General features: G+C 74.1%; 13 protein-coding genes and 1 pseudogene. 6 read left to right on the top strand and 8 right to left on the bottom strand.

What is annotated here, in order from left to right:
* Positions 1-5 precede the first annotated feature (5 nt).
* Positions 6-749: an NAD(P)-binding domain-containing protein gene (locus AB0I67_RS15505; protein ID WP_357923466.1), complete on the top strand. Its 744-nt coding sequence runs from the start codon at positions 6-8 to the stop codon at positions 747-749.
* On the opposite strand, the gene AB0I67_RS15500 is transcribed toward AB0I67_RS15505, so the two are convergent.
* Positions 750-1,412, bottom strand: a complete 663-nt coding sequence (locus AB0I67_RS15500; RefSeq protein WP_357923464.1) for a TetR/AcrR family transcriptional regulator — start codon at positions 1,410-1,412, stop codon at positions 750-752.
* Positions 1,413-1,499: 87 nt separating this feature from the next.
* On the opposite strand from AB0I67_RS15500, the gene AB0I67_RS15495 reads away from it, so the two are divergent.
* Together AB0I67_RS15495 and AB0I67_RS15490 are read left to right on the top strand one after the other, a co-directional pair.
* Positions 1,500-2,234 carry an NAD(P)H-binding protein gene (locus AB0I67_RS15495; RefSeq protein ID WP_357923462.1) on the top strand — a complete coding sequence of 245 codons (735 nt, stop codon included), beginning with the start codon at positions 1,500-1,502 and terminating at the stop codon, positions 2,232-2,234.
* Between the two features lie 215 nt (positions 2,235-2,449).
* Positions 2,450-3,268 (top strand): annotated as a pseudogene (locus AB0I67_RS15490) (AfsR/SARP family transcriptional regulator); the annotation flags it as partial.
* 2,544 nt (positions 3,269-5,812) lie between these two features.
* Here AB0I67_RS15490 and AB0I67_RS15485 read toward each other — a convergent pair.
* The 5 genes from AB0I67_RS15485 to AB0I67_RS15465 form a co-directional block, all read right to left on the bottom strand.
* Complete coding sequence (locus tag AB0I67_RS15485; RefSeq protein WP_357923460.1) at positions 5,813-7,024, bottom strand: serine hydrolase domain-containing protein; 1,212 nt, start codon at positions 7,022-7,024, stop codon at positions 5,813-5,815.
* 82 nt (positions 7,025-7,106) lie between these two features.
* Positions 7,107-7,826, bottom strand: a complete 720-nt coding sequence (locus tag AB0I67_RS15480; RefSeq protein ID WP_357923458.1) for a hypothetical protein — start codon at positions 7,824-7,826, stop codon at positions 7,107-7,109.
* Complete coding sequence (locus tag AB0I67_RS15475; protein ID WP_357923456.1) at positions 7,823-8,950, bottom strand: VOC family protein; 1,128 nt, start codon at positions 8,948-8,950, stop codon at positions 7,823-7,825. Before AB0I67_RS15475 ends, AB0I67_RS15480 begins: the two co-directional genes overlap by 4 nt.
* Positions 8,951-9,089: 139 nt before the next feature.
* A complete protein-coding gene (locus tag AB0I67_RS15470) occupies positions 9,090-9,782 on the bottom strand; it encodes a TetR/AcrR family transcriptional regulator (protein ID WP_357923454.1) in 693 nt (230 codons plus the stop codon).
* A 42-nt stretch (positions 9,783-9,824) separates the two neighbouring features.
* Complete coding sequence (locus AB0I67_RS15465; RefSeq protein WP_357923452.1) at positions 9,825-10,346, bottom strand: YceI family protein; 522 nt, start codon at positions 10,344-10,346, stop codon at positions 9,825-9,827.
* A gap of 128 nt (positions 10,347-10,474) precedes the next feature.
* Between AB0I67_RS15465 and sigJ the strand changes: the two genes are divergently transcribed.
* Positions 10,475-11,398 carry an RNA polymerase sigma factor SigJ gene (sigJ, locus tag AB0I67_RS15460; RefSeq protein ID WP_357923450.1) on the top strand — a complete coding sequence of 308 codons (924 nt, stop codon included), beginning with the start codon at positions 10,475-10,477 and terminating at the stop codon, positions 11,396-11,398.
* Here the strand turns inward: sigJ and AB0I67_RS15455 are convergent.
* Complete coding sequence (locus tag AB0I67_RS15455; protein WP_357923448.1) at positions 11,395-11,895, bottom strand: MarR family transcriptional regulator; 501 nt, start codon at positions 11,893-11,895, stop codon at positions 11,395-11,397. The two genes, sigJ and AB0I67_RS15455, sit on opposite strands and share 4 nt — an antisense overlap.
* 105 nt (positions 11,896-12,000) lie before the next feature.
* On the opposite strand from AB0I67_RS15455, the gene AB0I67_RS15450 reads away from it, so the two are divergent.
* Both AB0I67_RS15450 and AB0I67_RS15445 read left to right on the top strand, forming a co-directional pair.
* Positions 12,001-12,957: an EamA family transporter gene (locus AB0I67_RS15450; RefSeq protein WP_357923446.1), complete on the top strand. Its 957-nt coding sequence runs from the start codon at positions 12,001-12,003 to the stop codon at positions 12,955-12,957.
* Positions 12,954-14,159, top strand: a complete 1,206-nt coding sequence (locus AB0I67_RS15445) for an MFS transporter (protein ID WP_357923444.1) — start codon at positions 12,954-12,956, stop codon at positions 14,157-14,159. The genes AB0I67_RS15450 and AB0I67_RS15445 overlap by 4 nt, the downstream gene beginning before the upstream one ends.
* 53 nt (positions 14,160-14,212) lie before the next feature.
* Here AB0I67_RS15445 and AB0I67_RS15440 read toward each other — a convergent pair whose 3' ends face one another.
* Entirely contained in the window at positions 14,213-14,686 is a 474-nt protein-coding gene (locus tag AB0I67_RS15440; protein WP_357923442.1) for a DUF6194 family protein, read from the bottom strand.
* Between the last annotated feature and the right edge of the window lie 5 nt (positions 14,687-14,691).

The following is a 14,691-nucleotide window of genomic DNA, read 5'->3' as shown; positions in this document are numbered from 1 at the left end:
CACTCATGTCTGGACCCTTGGCCGTCATCGGCAGCGGGATGATCGGCTCGGCCGTCGCCCGGCTGGCCGTCGCCGCCGGAATGGACGTCGTCGTGAGCAACTCGCGAGGGCCCGGCACCCTCGCGGGGCTCGTGGCCGAGCTGGGCCCGCGGGCGCGGGCCGCCACCCCGGCCGAGGCCGCGCGGGCCGCCGACCTGGTGGTGGCCGCCATCCCGCTCCACGTGTACGGCAGGCTTCCCGCCGAGGCGCTGGCCGGCAGGACCGTCCTGGACACCGCCAACTACTACCCCGAACGCGACGGCCGGCTGGCGGAACTGGAGACGGGCGAGCTGACCTCCAGCGCGCTGGCGCAGCGCCACCTGGCGGGCTCGCGGGTGGTCAAGGCGTTCAACACCATCACCCCGCACCAGCTCGGCGCCCTCGCCCGGCCCGCCGGGGCGCCGGACCGCAGCGCCCTGCCCATCGCCGGGGACGACGCGGCGAGCGCCGAGGCGGCCGGGCTGCTGGACCGGCTGGGCTTCGACGCGGTGCGCGTCGGCCCGCTGGCGGAGAGCTGGCGAATCGAACCGGGCACGCCCGCCTACATCCGGCCCTACCTGGGCGACATCCCCGCCCTGGACGTCGCCGACTTCCTCGCCTGGACCTACCGGACGCCCGGCCTCGCCGTACCGGCGGAGCAGGTCAGGAAGCTGGTCGCCGCAGCGGTACGGCAGGCGGCCGGGGAGGCGCGGCTGCCCTCGGCGTCGTAGCTACCGCCAGCGGTCGCGCTCGCGGTCCAGGCCGTCGAGGATGAGGTCGAGCCCGACCCCGAACTCCTCGGTGTAGGCGTAGCCGGGCTTGAGGGCGCGCTCGACGATCATCTCGGCCAGGTGCGGGAACTCCTCGCGCGGCAGCCGGTCCAGCATCGAGCCCGCCACGTCCTCCAGCTCTGCCGGGGAGTTGAACGGCAGGCCGAGCTCCTGCAGCGTGAACCCGTAGACATAGCTGTCCAGCGCCGAGATGGCGTGGGCGGTGCCGGAGAGGGTGAAGCCGCCCGAGCGCAGGCAGCCGATGGCGGCGTCGTGGTGGCGCAGGGTCGCGCGGCCGGGGTTGGTCCGCGAGTCCATCAGGCTGATCGCCCACGGGTGGCGCAGCAGTACGGCCCGCATCGAGTCGGCCCGGCGGCGCATCGCGGTGCGCCAGCCGTCCTGGTCCGACGGCAGCTCGATCTCGGCGAACACGAGGTCGAGCATGCCGTCGAGGATCACGTCCTTGTTGCGGAAGTGGTGGTAGAGGGACGCCGCCTCGACGCCGAGCCGCTCGGCGAGGCGGCGCATGCTCGGCACCCCCGAGCCGGCCTCGTCGGCCAGGGCCACCGCCGTGCGCAGCGCCGCCTCCCGGCTCAGCGCGGGGCGGCGGGGGGTGGCCTCCATGGTTCTCCCTTCGTACGGCTTGACAACCTTACACTGTTAGGGAGAACCTAACGGCGTTAGGCTGCTGTCGGGGACGAGGAGACGGACGTGCAACCGATCGGGTCAGGCGCGGGCGACCAGCCGGGGGCGGGCAAGCGGATCTGCGTCATCGGCGCCTCCGGCAAGCTCGGGCGGTACATGGTGGCGCAGGCGCTGGAGCGCGGATACGACGTGGTGGGGGTGTGCCGGGAGAAGAGCGTGGGCAAGCTGGCCGACTTCGGCGACCGGATCGAGGTGGTTCCCGGGCCGACCGACTCCCCCGCCGTCGTCGCGCGGGCCGTGCGGGACTGCTCCGCCGTCCTGACCGTGCTGGTGCCCTTCGGCGTGCACCACTACGCGTCCGGCACCGCCCAGGCCGTGCTCGACCATGCGCCTCTGGACGCCCGGCTGGTGTTCTCCTGTGGCTGGCACATCAGCCGTGACGGCCTGGACGTCTACCCCTGGACCTTCCGGCTCGCCACCGCCGTCGCCGGACCGCTGCTCCGGCTGGCCCGGGTGGTGGACGTGCGTGACCAGGAGGAGGCGTGCCGCCGCATCTTCGCCAGCGACCGCCGGTGGACGGTGGTGCGTGGCAGTGACCTGGAGGAGGGCGCCGGCCAGGGGCTCCCGGTGTGGAGCCGCCACGTCGGCGACCCGGTGCTGGCCAGCAACCGGACCCGCCGGGTGGACTATGCGCGCTTCATGGTCGAGGCCGTGGAGGACGACTCCCTCATCCACGAAGCCCCCGCCATCGTCGGCCGCCTCACCCCCTCAGCCCTCGCCCACACCCCCTTTGCCGACTGACCTCCCCTCTGCTCTGTCCACGCCGGCCCTGTCGGCTGGCCTCATCCGGTGCGGCCAGCCGGCCGGCTCACCCCGCCAACCCAGCCAGCGCGCCGGCCGTACGGGGGTGAGCTCACCCGCCGGGACCACCGGGGGATCTCTCTGGGAGGCGGGCGCACGCCTGCTCGGGTCTGCTGCGTGCGCGGGTGCCCGGGGGTGTCTGCCAGGCTGGGGGCATGGCGAACTCGATCGAGCCCAGCGGGGGGCGGGTCCGGGTCGGGGTGCTCGGGCCGCTGCTGCTCGACACCGCCACCGGCCCGGCCCCCGTCGGCGGCGCCCGGCTGCGGGCCCTGCTCGCCCGCCTGGCCCTGGACGCCGGCCGCCCCGTGACCCCCGGGGCGCTGATCGAGGCCCTCTGGGCGGAGGATCCGCCGGACGAGCCGCTCCACGCCTTGCAGTCCCTCGTCTCCCGCCTGCGCCGCGTCCTCGGCGACCCGGCCCTGCTCACCTCCGGCCCCGCCGGCTACCGCCTCGCCATCGAGCCGGACGCGGTCGACGCCCTGCGCTTCGAACGCCTGGCCCGTCAAGGCCGCCAGGCCCGGTCCCGCCCGGCCGATGCCGCCGCCCACCTCCGCGCCGCCCTCGCCCTGTGGCGCGGCCCGGCCCTGGCCGACGTCCTCACCGCCCCTTTCGCCCCCACCGAGGCCGACCGCCTCACCCGCGCCCACCTGGCAGCCCTGGAAGACCGCATCGAGGCCGACCTCATCCTCACCACCGCCCTGCCACCCCCCGACCGCCACCCGACCACCGACCTCACCCTCCCCTCCGACCCGTCCCTCGTCCTGTCGAGTCCGTGCCAGCCGTCCCACCTCGACCTCGTGGCCGAGTTGGAGGCTCTGGCCGCCGCTCATCCCCTGCGCGAGCGCCTGCACGCCCAACTCGTGCGCGCCCTGACCGCCGCCGGGCGAAACGCCGAGGCGCTGGCGGTCTTTCAGCGCATCCGCGAGAAGCTGGCCGACGACTACGGCGCCGACCCGGGCCCCGACCTCCAGCAAGCCCACCTGGAGGCCCTCCGCACCCCCCAGCCCGACCAACGCCCCCGCGGCAACCTCGACGTGCCCCTGACCAGCTTCGTGGGCCGCGACGACGACGTCCGCCGCGTCCTCCGCCTCCTCACCCACACCCGCCTGGTCACCCTGGTAGGCCCGGGCGGCGCGGGAAAGACCCGGCTGGCCAGCACGGTCGGCAGCCACCTGACCCCACCCGACGGCGTGTGGTTCGCCCCGCTGGCCGCCCTGACCGCCGACGACCTGCCCCGCGCCCTCCACGACCTCCTCGCCGACCCCGCCACCCCCCGCCGCCCGATCACCCCGGACACCCTGATCGACCTGCTCGCCGGCAAAGACCTCACGCTGGTCCTGGACAACTGCGAGCACCTCGTCGAGCACGCGGCCACCCTGGCGGCGACCCTGCTGACCCGCTGCCCGCGCCTGCGCATCCTCGCCACCAGCCGCGAACCCCTCCGCGTCGACGGCGAAACCCTCCACCAGGTCCACCCGCTGGCTCTCCCCGAAGAAGGCGCCACCCCCGACCAGGCCCGCGACCGCGCCGCCGTACGCCTCTTCCACGACCGCGCCACCGCCGTCCACCCCGGCTTCACCCTCGACGACGCCACCCTCCCCGCGGTGTCCGAGATCTGCCGCCGCCTCGACGGCCTGCCCCTGGCGATCGAACTGGCCGCCGCCCGCCTGCGCACCCTGCCGGTCGAGGCGATCGCCGCCCGCCTCGACGACCGCTTCCGGCTTCTGACCCACGGCACCCGCACCGCCCTCCCCCGGCACCAGACCCTGGGCGCCGCGGTCGCCTGGAGCTGGGACCTGCTCACCCCTGCCGAACGCACCCTCCTCGAACGCCTCGCGATCATCCCCGGCAGCTTCACCGAGCAGACCGCCGCCGCGCTCGCCGCCCTCGACCCGGCGGACGACGTCGGCGACCCGGCGGACGACGTCGGCGAGCTGCTGGCGTCCCTGGTGGACAAGTCGCTGCTCCAGCTCGCCACCTCCGCCGAGCCGGCCGAGCCCCGTTACCGGGCCCTGGAGACCATCCGCGAGTACGGCGTGGCCCGCCTCACCGACCGGGCCGAGCTGGAGACCGTACGGCGGAGCCACGCCCGGCACTTCCTCCACCTCGCCCGGACCGCCGACCCGCACCTGCGCACGTCCGGTCAGCTTCCCTGGCTGGTACGGCTGAGCGCCGAACGCGACAACCTGGCGGCCGCCCTCCGCTGGGCGGCGGAAGCGGGCGACGCCGACCTGGCGACCAGTCTGGCGGTGGCGTTGAGCTGGTTCTGGCTCCTGCGGGACTTCCCGCCGGACTCGCTCGACCTGCTCGCCCGAGTCCGCCAGGTGCGGGGACCTGCCGATCCGGGTGGGCGGGCGGTGGTGGTGGCCGCGCATGCCCTGGCCATGACGGAGGTCCTGACCCGGCCGGAGGAGGCGGAGGCGGCCTTCGCCCAGATCCGTGAAGTGCTGTCGGAGTTTCCCGCCGAGACGCACCCGGTGCTGGAGATGGCCGGTCTGGCCCTCGCCATCGCCTCAGGAGGCGACCTCCCCGCGCCTGGCGAGCAGTCCGCCGATTCGTGGCGACGGTCGTTGACGCTCCTGGTGCGTGGTGTGCTGACCCTCAACGGCGGGCGCGCCGAGGAGGCCGTCGAGGTGTTGTCGGCGGCGCTGGCCGGGTTCGAGGAGGTGGGCGAGCGCTGGGGGGTGGCCACCACGCTCAGCACCCTCGGCTCGGCCCTGCGGCGCTCCGGCCGTCCCGAGCACGCCCCCGCGTTGGCGGATCGGGCCGGGCGGTACTTCCAGGAGCTCGGCATGCCCGAGCACACCATGGAGAACGAGGTCGCCTCCGCTCTGCACCGGGCGCGGTCGGGGGAGGTGGCCGGTGGGCGGGGCCGGCTCGCGCGCTTGCTCGACCGCGCCGAACGGGCCGGTTCCGCGGAGTCTCAGGCGCAGGTCCACCTGGGGCTGGCTCAGCTCGAATGGCACGCCGGCCGTCCCGCCGCCGCCCGGGCCCATGCTCTCGCCGGGCTGGCCGCCGCCGCGCCCTCGGCGGACCCGGCGCGGGGCGGGCGCTCGACGCCGCACCTGGACGCTCTGCTGCTGGGGGTGCTGGCGCGGGTGGCGGCCGGTGAGGGGTGTCCGGAGCGGGCGTTGCGGCTGCTCGACGCGCCTGCCGTACATCTGGCGTTGTCCTGGCGTACGCCGGTCGCCGGGGCGGTCGCGGTGGCGGTGGCCGGCATCGAGGTGGCGCGGAACCGGCCGGTCGAGGCCGCGCGGCTGCTGGGGGCGGCCGATGTGCTGCGGGGGTGGGCGGCGCCGGACGACCCCGACGTCCAGGAGGTCAGCCGGCAGATCGCCGCCGCCCTGGGTGGCGACGCGGCCGAGGGCGCGCGGAAAGCAGGGGCCGCGAGGGAGGCTGCGGCGGCAATGCCGCGAGCCGAGGTCGAGACCCTGGTGACCGCCACCTTCACCGCCGCCGCCCCGGCCGCCTCCGCCGCTCCCCCCGTTCGCCCCACTCCCGCCGCGGACATCGCCCGGTCAGCCGCGGGGGACGGGCTTGGCGAACATGGAGCAGATCGCCGCGAGCTGGAGCGCCTGCGCCGCCTTGGCGAGCTTGGCGTCGGCCCCGAACTCGCTCCAGTACTCGGTGGCGATCAGGACGGTCGCCGCCCGGCTGCCGGTGCGGTCGGTGAGGCCGACGGTGAGGTAGCCGGGCATACCGCCGTCATGCCCCCAGAAGGTGCCGCACGGGGTGGTGGCGCTCTGGATGCCCAGCCCGTAACCGGGCCCGTCCGGCTGCTGGGGGTCGATCGGGACGAGGGTGCGAAGCTGGGCGAGCTGCGCGGCGGGCAGCAGCTTGCCGGACATCAGGGCACGGGTGAAACGCGACCAGTCGCCCGCCGAGGAGACCACTGACCCGGCCGCCCCGCCCCAGCTCGGGCTGTTGGCCGAGACATCGATGTGGCCGTTGCGGCGTGGGCCGACCAGGGCCCGCCAGGCGACGGGCACCGCGGGCGGCTGGTGCGCGGCGTCCTTCTCGTAGCCGCGGGCGTACGAGCCGTGCCAGGAGGAGCCGGTGGGGACGTAGGTGTGCTCCAGGCCCAGCGGCCGGGCGATGCGGTCGCGCACCAGGTCGGCGAGGCTCTTGCCGGTGACCCGTTCGAGGACGGCGCCGAGCGCGGCGTAGCCGGTGTTGCTGTAGGCCCACTTCTTGCCCGGCTTGAACAGCGGGTCCTGCTTCACCCCGACGGCCAGCAGCTCGGCCGAGGTCCAGCGGCGCCGGTCCTTGCCCAGGATCGACGGCAGCAGCACGGGGTCCTCGGTGTAGTCGGCCAGGCCGCTGGTGTGGTTGAGCAACATGCGCAAGGTGATGGCTGAACCGTTCGGCACCTGGCCGGGCAGCCACTTCTCCACCGGGTCGGTCAGCGCGAGCCGTCCCTCGGCGACCAGTTGCAGGACCAGGGTGGCGGTCATGGTCTTGGTGTTGGAGCCGACGCGGAACTTGTCGCCGGTCTTGAGCACGTGGTCGCGTCTGGTCCAGGGCGCCTGTTCGGCGATCTCGACCGGCCGGCCGCGTCCGTCGTCCACCCGGACGATCACGCCGGGCGCTCCGGCGGCGACCAGTTGGCGGGCCAGGTCTTTGAGCTGCTCGTACGGCGTCGCCGCCGCGGCCGGGGCGGGGAGGGCGGCGAACACGGCCAGGCTCGCGGCGGCAGCCGTACGAGACAGGAGGCGGGCGTGGCGGGGCATCGGGGACTTCCTTCGGGCACTCGGGCGATAGGGACGCCTTTACCTTCCAGCCCGTCGCTCACAAACCGCTCGCACCGCGCTGTCAGCCGTACAAGCGGGTGGAGATCACCCCGCCGACGCCCGGCACGCCCTTGAGCGCGGCGCGGGCCTGTTCGACGGTCAGGCCCTTGACGTGCAGCATCTCCTGGCCTGGGGTGCCCTGCTCGCGCAGGTAGTGGTTCCACACGCGGGCGTTGTGCTCGCGGTCCTCGTAGTAGACGCGTTCGGCGCGCGGCAGGAGCGCTCGGACGACCGCCTCGCGGTCCTCGCCGGTCGGGGGGTGCTCGCAGGTGGGCAGGAGGCTGTCGAGGAGGCCGCCCCGGTGGCAGAGCAGGACGGAGACGTCGGCCTTCGCGGACCAGAAGTGCTGGTGGAAGACCAGGGCCATGCCGACGCCTGGCAGGTTGGAGAGGGTGCGCTCCAGTTCGCGGCCGGATGTGACGGTGTCGAGAGTGCCGACCAGTTTGTCGGCTTCGAGGGATCGGGGGCTGACCGCCGCCTCGGCTCGGGACTGTTCGCGGGGTTTGAGGTGGACGTCGCGGATGCCGGGGATGGCGCGGACCTTGGCCTCGATGGCGGCCCAGTCGGCGTCTCGCTCGTCGCGGTCGCAGCCGACGGCGGTGGAGTCGCGGCAGAGGGTCACCTCCAGGACGCCGGTCTTGGGCCAGGGGCCGTCCGGTGGGGAGTCGGCGCCGCCCGGGGCTCCGCAGGCGGTGGCGGCCAGCAGGAGGGCGGCGGTCGTCAGCGTGCGGCGGGCGTTCATCGGGCCTGCTTCGGGGTGGTGGCCTGGCGGAACAGGATCGCCGCGCCGTGTGCCGCTGCGGCGGGGACGAACGGCTCACCGGTGGCGGCGCGCTGGAGCCAGGTTCCGCGCAGTGGTTCTTCGGTGGTGGCCTGCTTGGGCTCGGCTTTCCGTGGCGGTTCTTCGGTGGCGGGTCGTGCGGGATCGGCTTCTCGCAGGAGGGCTTCGGTGGCGGGGAGGTCGGTGACCTCGATGACGTAGGCGCAGAGGGTGGGCAGGTGCTTCGGGTGCTCGCCCGGGAGGAGGCGGGCCAGTTCGGCGGGGGTGAGGAGGGTGAGGCGGCCGTGGGTGAGGGTGAAGCGGCGGGTCGAGCCTGCCGCCTCGGCCGGGACGCCGAGATACCGCTCGTATCGCTCGGTGGTCGGGTCGAGGTCGGCGTCGGCCACGCAGAGCAGGGCCTCGGTCAGGGCGGTTGCGCCGTTGGGGTGGTCGAGGCCGAGCTGGGCGTCCAGGAGGTCGGCCGGGGCGTCCTCGGCTGCCCCGATCCGGCCCTCGGGCAGGAGACCTGACCCCGAGGTGGCGAGGAGGTCGAGGTATTTGATCGGGGCGAGCGTCGTCCCGGCGGCGGTGGTGATGGGACGTTGGCCGGGGCGGGCTCCGCTGTGCGGGACGGCTGCCGCGTCGAGCCGGGCGGCGGTGGCCTCGGCGTCGGCGGAGGCGAGGACCAGGATGTGCGCTCCCTCGGCCTGCCCGAGTCGGTCGGCCAGCCCGGCGAGGGTGTTCCGGATCCCGTCACGCACCGCGGCGAGCTGGGCGTCCGGGACGGCCAGGGGGACGAGGCGGGCGTCAGCGGGCAGCCCGGAAGTGAAAGCGGGCAGTCCGGCCTGCTCGGCGGGGGCGGAGGCGGGCGGTCCGGTCCGATCGGTGGGGGCGAAGGCGAGGAGTTCGACGAAGCCGCGGGGGAAGTCGGCGTGGGTGTTGCCCGCGCCGACCGGCTCGGGTGGCGCGCCGGGGGTGGGTGGCAGTGCGGGGTAGGCGGGCGGGCCGACTCGGAAGCCCAGGCGGCGGAAGGTGTCGATCGCGGCGCCCAGGTCGTGGACGACGAGGCCGACGTGGTGAAGGCCGGTGAGGTCGCTGCTGGCCATGAGGGGAGGGCCTCTCTGGGTCTGCGGTTCGGGCGTGAAGGGTCGCGGGGCGTGAAGGGCGCGGGCAGGGAGTGATCGCGGGGCAGGGAGTGATCGCGGGTCAGGGAGGGGTCGGGCGGCGGGTCTGAAGGGGCCGGGGCTATGGGCCGTAGGCCAGGTGGTGGAACTCGGTCCTGAGCTCCGCGAAGGCGGCCAGGACCTGGGGCGCGGCGGCGGCGAAGAGCTCGGGTGCGGGCGGGGTGGAGGGCTCGAAGGAGCGGCGGATGACGTCGGCGAGCTGGTCGGCCCGGTGCTCCAGGGTGAAGCGGGGGCCGGCGGGCAGGAGCGGTCCGGCGGCGAAGAAGCCGTAGGCGATGGCCTGCGCGGCGTGGTCGATGTCCGCCAGATCCTGACCGGGCCGCAACAGGCCGTGCTCGCGCAGGGCGGCGAGGTGCGCGCGGGCCGCGACGAGCTTGGCGGCCAGGACCCCGGCCCGGGCCGGGTGGGCGCCGGGGTGGGCGGGGTCGGCGAACAGGCTGCGCAAAAGGGGCCGCCGCATGGCCGCGAGGAAGTGCCGCCGCAGGTAGCGGTGCAGGGCGGCCTCGACAGGGTCGGCGCGGATGGCGGCGAGGACCTCGTCGAGCATCGCGACCGCCGCCCGCGCGCCCACCGCCAGCAGCAGTTCCTCCCGGCTGCGCCAGTGCAGGTAGACCGTGCCCTTGCCGACCCCGGCCCGCCGCGCCACCTCGTCGATGCGCAGTTCCCGCGACCCCACCTCGATCAGCAGGGTCGCCGCGGCGTCCAGGAGCGCGTCGGCGCGCTCGCGCAGATCGGTCCGCTGCGTCCTGGCCACGACCTCACCTCCGGCTAACTCGTGACCAGAACGCTAACACAGTCACGGGATTGCGGTGATCTCGAGCTCCAGCGTCACCTCCTTGGCGAGCAGCAGGCTCGTCGCCGCGTTCCAGTTCACGCCCCACTTCATCCGGTTGACGCCGACCGAGCCCTCGAACACCAGGGCGTCCTGCTCGCCGTACCGCAGCCCGAGGTCCACGGTGATCGGCCGGGTGACGCCGCGGATGGTGAGGCCACCGGTGACCCGGAAGGCGGCGGGCCCGAGCTGGGCCACCCCGGTCGAGGCGAAGCGGATGAGCGGGTGCGCGGCGACGTCGAGGAAGCGGGCCCGCAGGTGCTCGTCGCGCTGCGGGTTGCCGGTCTGGATGCTGCCCGCCTGGACGGCGACCTCGACCGTGGAGTTCGCCGGGTCGTGGCCGTCGAGGCGGGCGCTGCCCTCGAAGGCGTCGAACCGGCCGCGCACCCACGGGCCCATGGTGTGGCGGGTGAGGAAGGCCAGGCGGGTGCGGGCGGGGTCGAGGGTGTAGTGGCCGGTGAGCTCGGAGGTACGGAGGTCGGACATCGGTGCTGACTCCCAGGTCGAAGGGGTGACAGCGATACGACGGGGTAGCCGCCCGGAAGGTGAGGCCTCACGTTCGGCGGCGGTGTCTCGTCAGGAGGAGGGACAGGCCGCGACGACGAGGGAGAACCATGACCACGCGACCCGAACCGGACGGCGGCGAGCTCGACCCGGGCCTGAGCGCGATCATGAGCGAGCGGCGGCAGCTCATCAACCTCGCCTACCGCCTGCTCGGCTCGCTGGCCGACGCCGAGGACGTGGTGCAGGAGACCTACACCCGCTGGTACGCGATGTCCCGCGCGCAGCAGGAGGCGATCGAGTCGCCGGGCGCCTGGCTCACCAAGGTCGCCGGCCGCGTCTGCCTCGACCTGCTGCGTTCGGCGCGGGTGCGGCGGGAGAGCTATGTCGGGGCGTGGATCCCCGAGCCCGTGCCGGACCGGAGCGAGTGGATCAGCGGGCGCTCACCGGACCCGGCCGACCGGGTGACGCTCGACGAATCGGTCTCCATGGCCTTTCTGGTGGTCCTGGAGGAGATGACGCCGGCCGAGCGGGTCGCCTTCGTCCTGCACGACGTCTTCCGCTATCCGTTCACCGAGGTGGCCGAGATCGTCGGCCGCACGCCGGGGGCCTGCCGGCAGCTCGCCTCCTCCGCGCGGCGGCGCATCCGGGACTCGGCCCCGGCGCAGGCTCCGGCCGCGCGCAGCGCCGAGATCGTCCGGAGCTTCAAGCAGGCCTGGGCGGCCAAGGACATCGAGGCGCTCGTCGCCCTGCTCGACCCGGAGGCGACCGGCCTGGCCGACGGCGGCGGGCTGGTCTCCGCCGTCCTGGAGCCGATCAACGGGGCCAGGGAGATCGCCCGGGTGCTGGTCGAGCTCGCCACGCTGGTCCCGGATCTGGCCTTCCGCGAGCGTACGGTCAACGGCCGGCCGGGCCTGGTGGCACACCTGGACGGCGCGACGGTCGCGGTGATCGCGCTGGAGGTCGTCGGCGACCGCATCACCCAGCTCTGGGCCGTCCGCAATCCCGAGAAGCTGCGCCCCTGGACCGAAAACTAGTCCAGGGAGGTGTCGCCCAGCGACTCCAGCAGCCCGCGCAGCGCGCCCGCGAGTTGCTCGCGCTCCTCCTCGCCGAGGGTGTGCAGGATGCGGGCCTCGTTGGCCACGTGCAGCGGGACCAGTTCCTCGATCAGCCGCCAGCCCTCGTCGGTCAGCCGTACCCGGACCGAGCGGCGGTCGTCCTCGTCGCGGATGCGCTCGACGAGCCCGCGACCGGCCAGGCGGTCGATGCGGTTGGTGATCGCGCCGGAGGTGACCATGGCGGCGCGGTTGAGCGCGCCGGCGGTGAGCTCGTAGGGCGGCCCTGAGCGGCGCAGGGTCGCCAGGACGTCGAACTCCCAGCGTTCGAGGCCGTGCTGGTTGAAGAACTCCTTGAGCTCCCGGTCGAGCAGGAGCGAGAGCCGGGTGATGCGCCCGACGATGCCCATGGGCCAGGGGGCCAGGTCGGGGCGCTCCCGTTTCCACTGCTCCAGAAGCTGGTCCACGGCGTCACTCATCGGCGCACCCTCTCAACGGTAACTATCTTAACGTTAAGCAACTTGACGTTGAAGCTGTCTTGGGAGATTATCTCAACGTTGAGATTATTAACGAGGAGAGAACAGATGTCCAGCTTGCCGACGCGCGCCGTCCCGCTCTGGGGCACCGTCGCGCTCACCGCGTTGACGCCGCTGGCCTGGGGCTCGACCTACGCGGTGACCACCGAGTTCCTGCCGCCCGACCGCCCCCTGTTCACCGCCCTGATGCGAGCGCTGCCCGCTGGACTGGTCCTGCTGGCGGTGGCCAGGACCCTGCCGAAGGGGGTGTGGATCTGGCGGGCGGCCGTCCTCGGGGTGCTGAACATCGGGGCGTTCTTCCCGCTGCTGTTCCTGGCCGCCTACCGGCTGCCGGGCGGGGTGGCCGCGGTGCTGGGCGCGGCCGGGCCGCTGTTCGCGCTCGGTTTCGCCGCCGCGTGGCTGGCCGAGCCGCCCACCCGGCGCAAGGTGCTGGCCGGGCTCGCCGGAGTGCTGGGCGTCAGCCTGGTGGTCCTGCGGGCGAACGCGGCGCTGGACGCGGCCGGCATCGCGGCCGGGGTCGCCGGATCGGCGGCGATGGCCGCCGGGACCGTTCTGGCCAAGCGCTGGGGCCGGCCCGCCGGCGCCGGACCGGCCGCGATCGCCGCCTGGCAGCTCACCGCCGGCGGCCTGCTGCTCCTGCCGGTGGCCTTCCTCGTCGAAGGGGCGCCGCCCGTGCTCGACGGCCAGGCCGTGCTGGGCTACGCCTACCTCGGCGTCGTGGGCACCGCGGTCGCCTACTGGATCTGGTTCCGCGGGATCTCCCGGCTGCCGGCCACCTCCGTCTCCTTCCTCGCCCTGCTGAGCCCGCTGTCCGCCGCGATCATCGGCTGGGCCGCGCTCGGCCAGAGCCTGTCGCCCCTCCAGGTGCTGGGGATGGCGATCGCCCTCGGCGGTACCTTCCTCGGCCAGACCCCCGCCAGACCGGGTGCCCCGCCGCGCCCTGGACAGCCTGCAGTCACTTCCCCTGAGGAAGTCGTCGTGTCTCCTAAGAAGGTCAGAGTATGAGTCCCGTTGAGTCCCCCTCCCGCGCCGGCGCCGGCGCCGAGCGCGTCACGTTGAAGAACTGGCTGGCCGTGATCGCCGTGGCGGTCGGCACCTTCCTGGTGGTGACCGCCGAGCAGCTCCCGGTCGGCCTGCTCACCTCGATCGGCGGCGACCTTCGCATCAGCGAGGGCACCGCCGGGCTGATGGTCACCGTGCCCGGCCTGGTCGCCTCGGCCAGCGCGTTGCTGGTGCCGGTGGCGATCGGGCGGATGGACCGCCGCAAGGTCCTGCTCGGCCTGATCACCTTGATGGTCGCCGCCAACGTGCTGTCCTTCCTGGCCTCGGGTTTCGTGCCGTTGCTGGTGGCGCGGTTCCTGGTCGGGATCAGCATCGGCGGCTTCTGGGCGCTGGCGGCCGGCATCGCCGTACGCCTGGTGCCGGGTGAGCACGTGGCCCGCGCCACCGCGATCGCCTTCGGCGGCGCCACGGCGGCCAACGTCCTCGGCGTACCGGCCGGCACGCTGATCGGCGGGCTGACCGACTGGCGCATCGCCTTCATCACGCTGGCCGGGCTCGGCGTGCTGGCGGTGGCGGCGCTGTTCCTGCTGCTGCCGAGCCTGCCCGCGCACCAGTCGTTGCGGGTGCGCACGCTGGTCGGCCTGTTCGGGGACCGCGTCGTCCGTGCCGCCATCCTGACCACGTTCCTGCTGGTCATGGGGCACATGGCCGCCTACACCTTCATCAGCCCGATCCTCCAGGAGATCTCCGGCCTGGACGCCGAGCTGATCGGCCCGATGCTGCTCGGCTTCGGCGCGGCGGGCATCGCCGGCACCGCCCTGGCCGGCGGCGCCGCCGGGCGGAACGTGTACGCCACCGTGATCGGCGGCGGCGTGCTGCTCACCGCGGTGCTGGCGCTCTTCCCGCTCGCCGGCGGGAACCTGGCCGCCGCGATCGTCCTGCTTCTGCTGTGGGGTGCGGCCTTCGGGGCCGTGCCGGTCGGCGTGCAGATGCTCATCTTCAAGGCCGCGCCCGACCGGACCGAGGCCGCGACCGCGCTCAACACCGTGGTGTTCAACCTGGCCATCGCGCTCGGCGCGCTGGTGGGCGGGCTGATCGTGGACGCCGCCTCGACCACGGCGGTCCTGTGGGTGGGCGCCGCGCTGACCGTCCTCACCGTGCTGTCGGTGTGGAGCGCCAAGAAGGGCGAGGTCGCCCGCTCCTGATCCGAGCGGCCCGAGGACCGGCCTCCTTTCCGGGGGCCGGTCCTCGGCGTTTTTCAGGGGTACGGCTGGCCGTGGCGGCGGTCGTGGCGCGCCCGGGCCGCGTCGTGCGCCTCGCGCAGCAGGCCGAGCACCAGGTCGAGGGTCTGCGGGCCGGGGTTGACGACGGAGATCCAGCCGAGCGAGCCGTACACCGGGTGCGGGACGACGGTGTCGGCCGCCGCGTAGTCGCGGGGCCGGGTGAGCGTGCGCGGCTCCTCACCGGTCAGGGTCTGGAAGGTCGCGCGGTCCACGTGGATGTTCAGCCGCCAGCGGCCCTCGGGGTCGAGGTCGGAGGCGGTGTCGTCGGGGTAGTCCTTCGTCACGATCGTGCCGTAGGGCTGGGTGGTGCGCGGCATCTCGCCGTCGGGGGCGTAGTAGAAGAACGCGTCACCCCACGCCAGCTCGGGCAGGCCGTCGCCGGGTCCGGGGGTCACCACCAGCACGCCGTCGAAGGTGCGCACGGTCGTCAGGATCTGGTCCATACTCATGGTTC

Origin of the sequence: Nonomuraea sp. NPDC050310, assembly GCF_040655795.1 — a bacterium.
In the GTDB taxonomy this organism is placed as follows: domain Bacteria; phylum Actinomycetota; class Actinomycetes; order Streptosporangiales; family Streptosporangiaceae; genus Nonomuraea.
The sequence above is the reverse complement of the archived record's forward strand: the minus strand, read 5'-3'. Positions and strand labels throughout refer to the sequence as shown.

Excerpts from the sequence above, each read along its gene's own strand:
- AB0I67_RS15505 (WP_357923466.1), top strand. The coding sequence starts at position 6 with ATGTCTGGACCCTTGGCCGTCATCGGCAGCGGGATGATCGGCTCGGCC.
- AB0I67_RS15500 (WP_357923464.1), bottom strand. The coding sequence starts at position 1,412 with ATGGAGGCCACCCCCCGCCGCCCCGCGCTGAGCCGGGAGGCGGCGCTG.
- AB0I67_RS15485 (WP_357923460.1), bottom strand. The coding sequence starts at position 7,024 with ATGCCCCGCCACGCCCGCCTCCTGTCTCGTACGGCTGCCGCCGCGAGC.
- AB0I67_RS15480 (WP_357923458.1), bottom strand. The coding sequence starts at position 7,826 with ATGAACGCCCGCCGCACGCTGACGACCGCCGCCCTCCTGCTGGCCGCC.
- AB0I67_RS15475 (WP_357923456.1), bottom strand. The coding sequence starts at position 8,950 with ATGGCCAGCAGCGACCTCACCGGCCTTCACCACGTCGGCCTCGTCGTC.
- AB0I67_RS15465 (WP_357923452.1), bottom strand. The coding sequence starts at position 10,346 with ATGTCCGACCTCCGTACCTCCGAGCTCACCGGCCACTACACCCTCGAC.
- sigJ (WP_357923450.1), top strand. The coding sequence starts at position 10,475 with ATGACCACGCGACCCGAACCGGACGGCGGCGAGCTCGACCCGGGCCTG.
- AB0I67_RS15455 (WP_357923448.1), bottom strand. The coding sequence starts at position 11,895 with ATGAGTGACGCCGTGGACCAGCTTCTGGAGCAGTGGAAACGGGAGCGC.
- AB0I67_RS15450 (WP_357923446.1), top strand. The coding sequence starts at position 12,001 with ATGTCCAGCTTGCCGACGCGCGCCGTCCCGCTCTGGGGCACCGTCGCG.
- AB0I67_RS15445 (WP_357923444.1), top strand. The coding sequence starts at position 12,954 with ATGAGTCCCGTTGAGTCCCCCTCCCGCGCCGGCGCCGGCGCCGAGCGC.
- AB0I67_RS15440 (WP_357923442.1), bottom strand. The coding sequence starts at position 14,686 with ATGAGTATGGACCAGATCCTGACGACCGTGCGCACCTTCGACGGCGTG.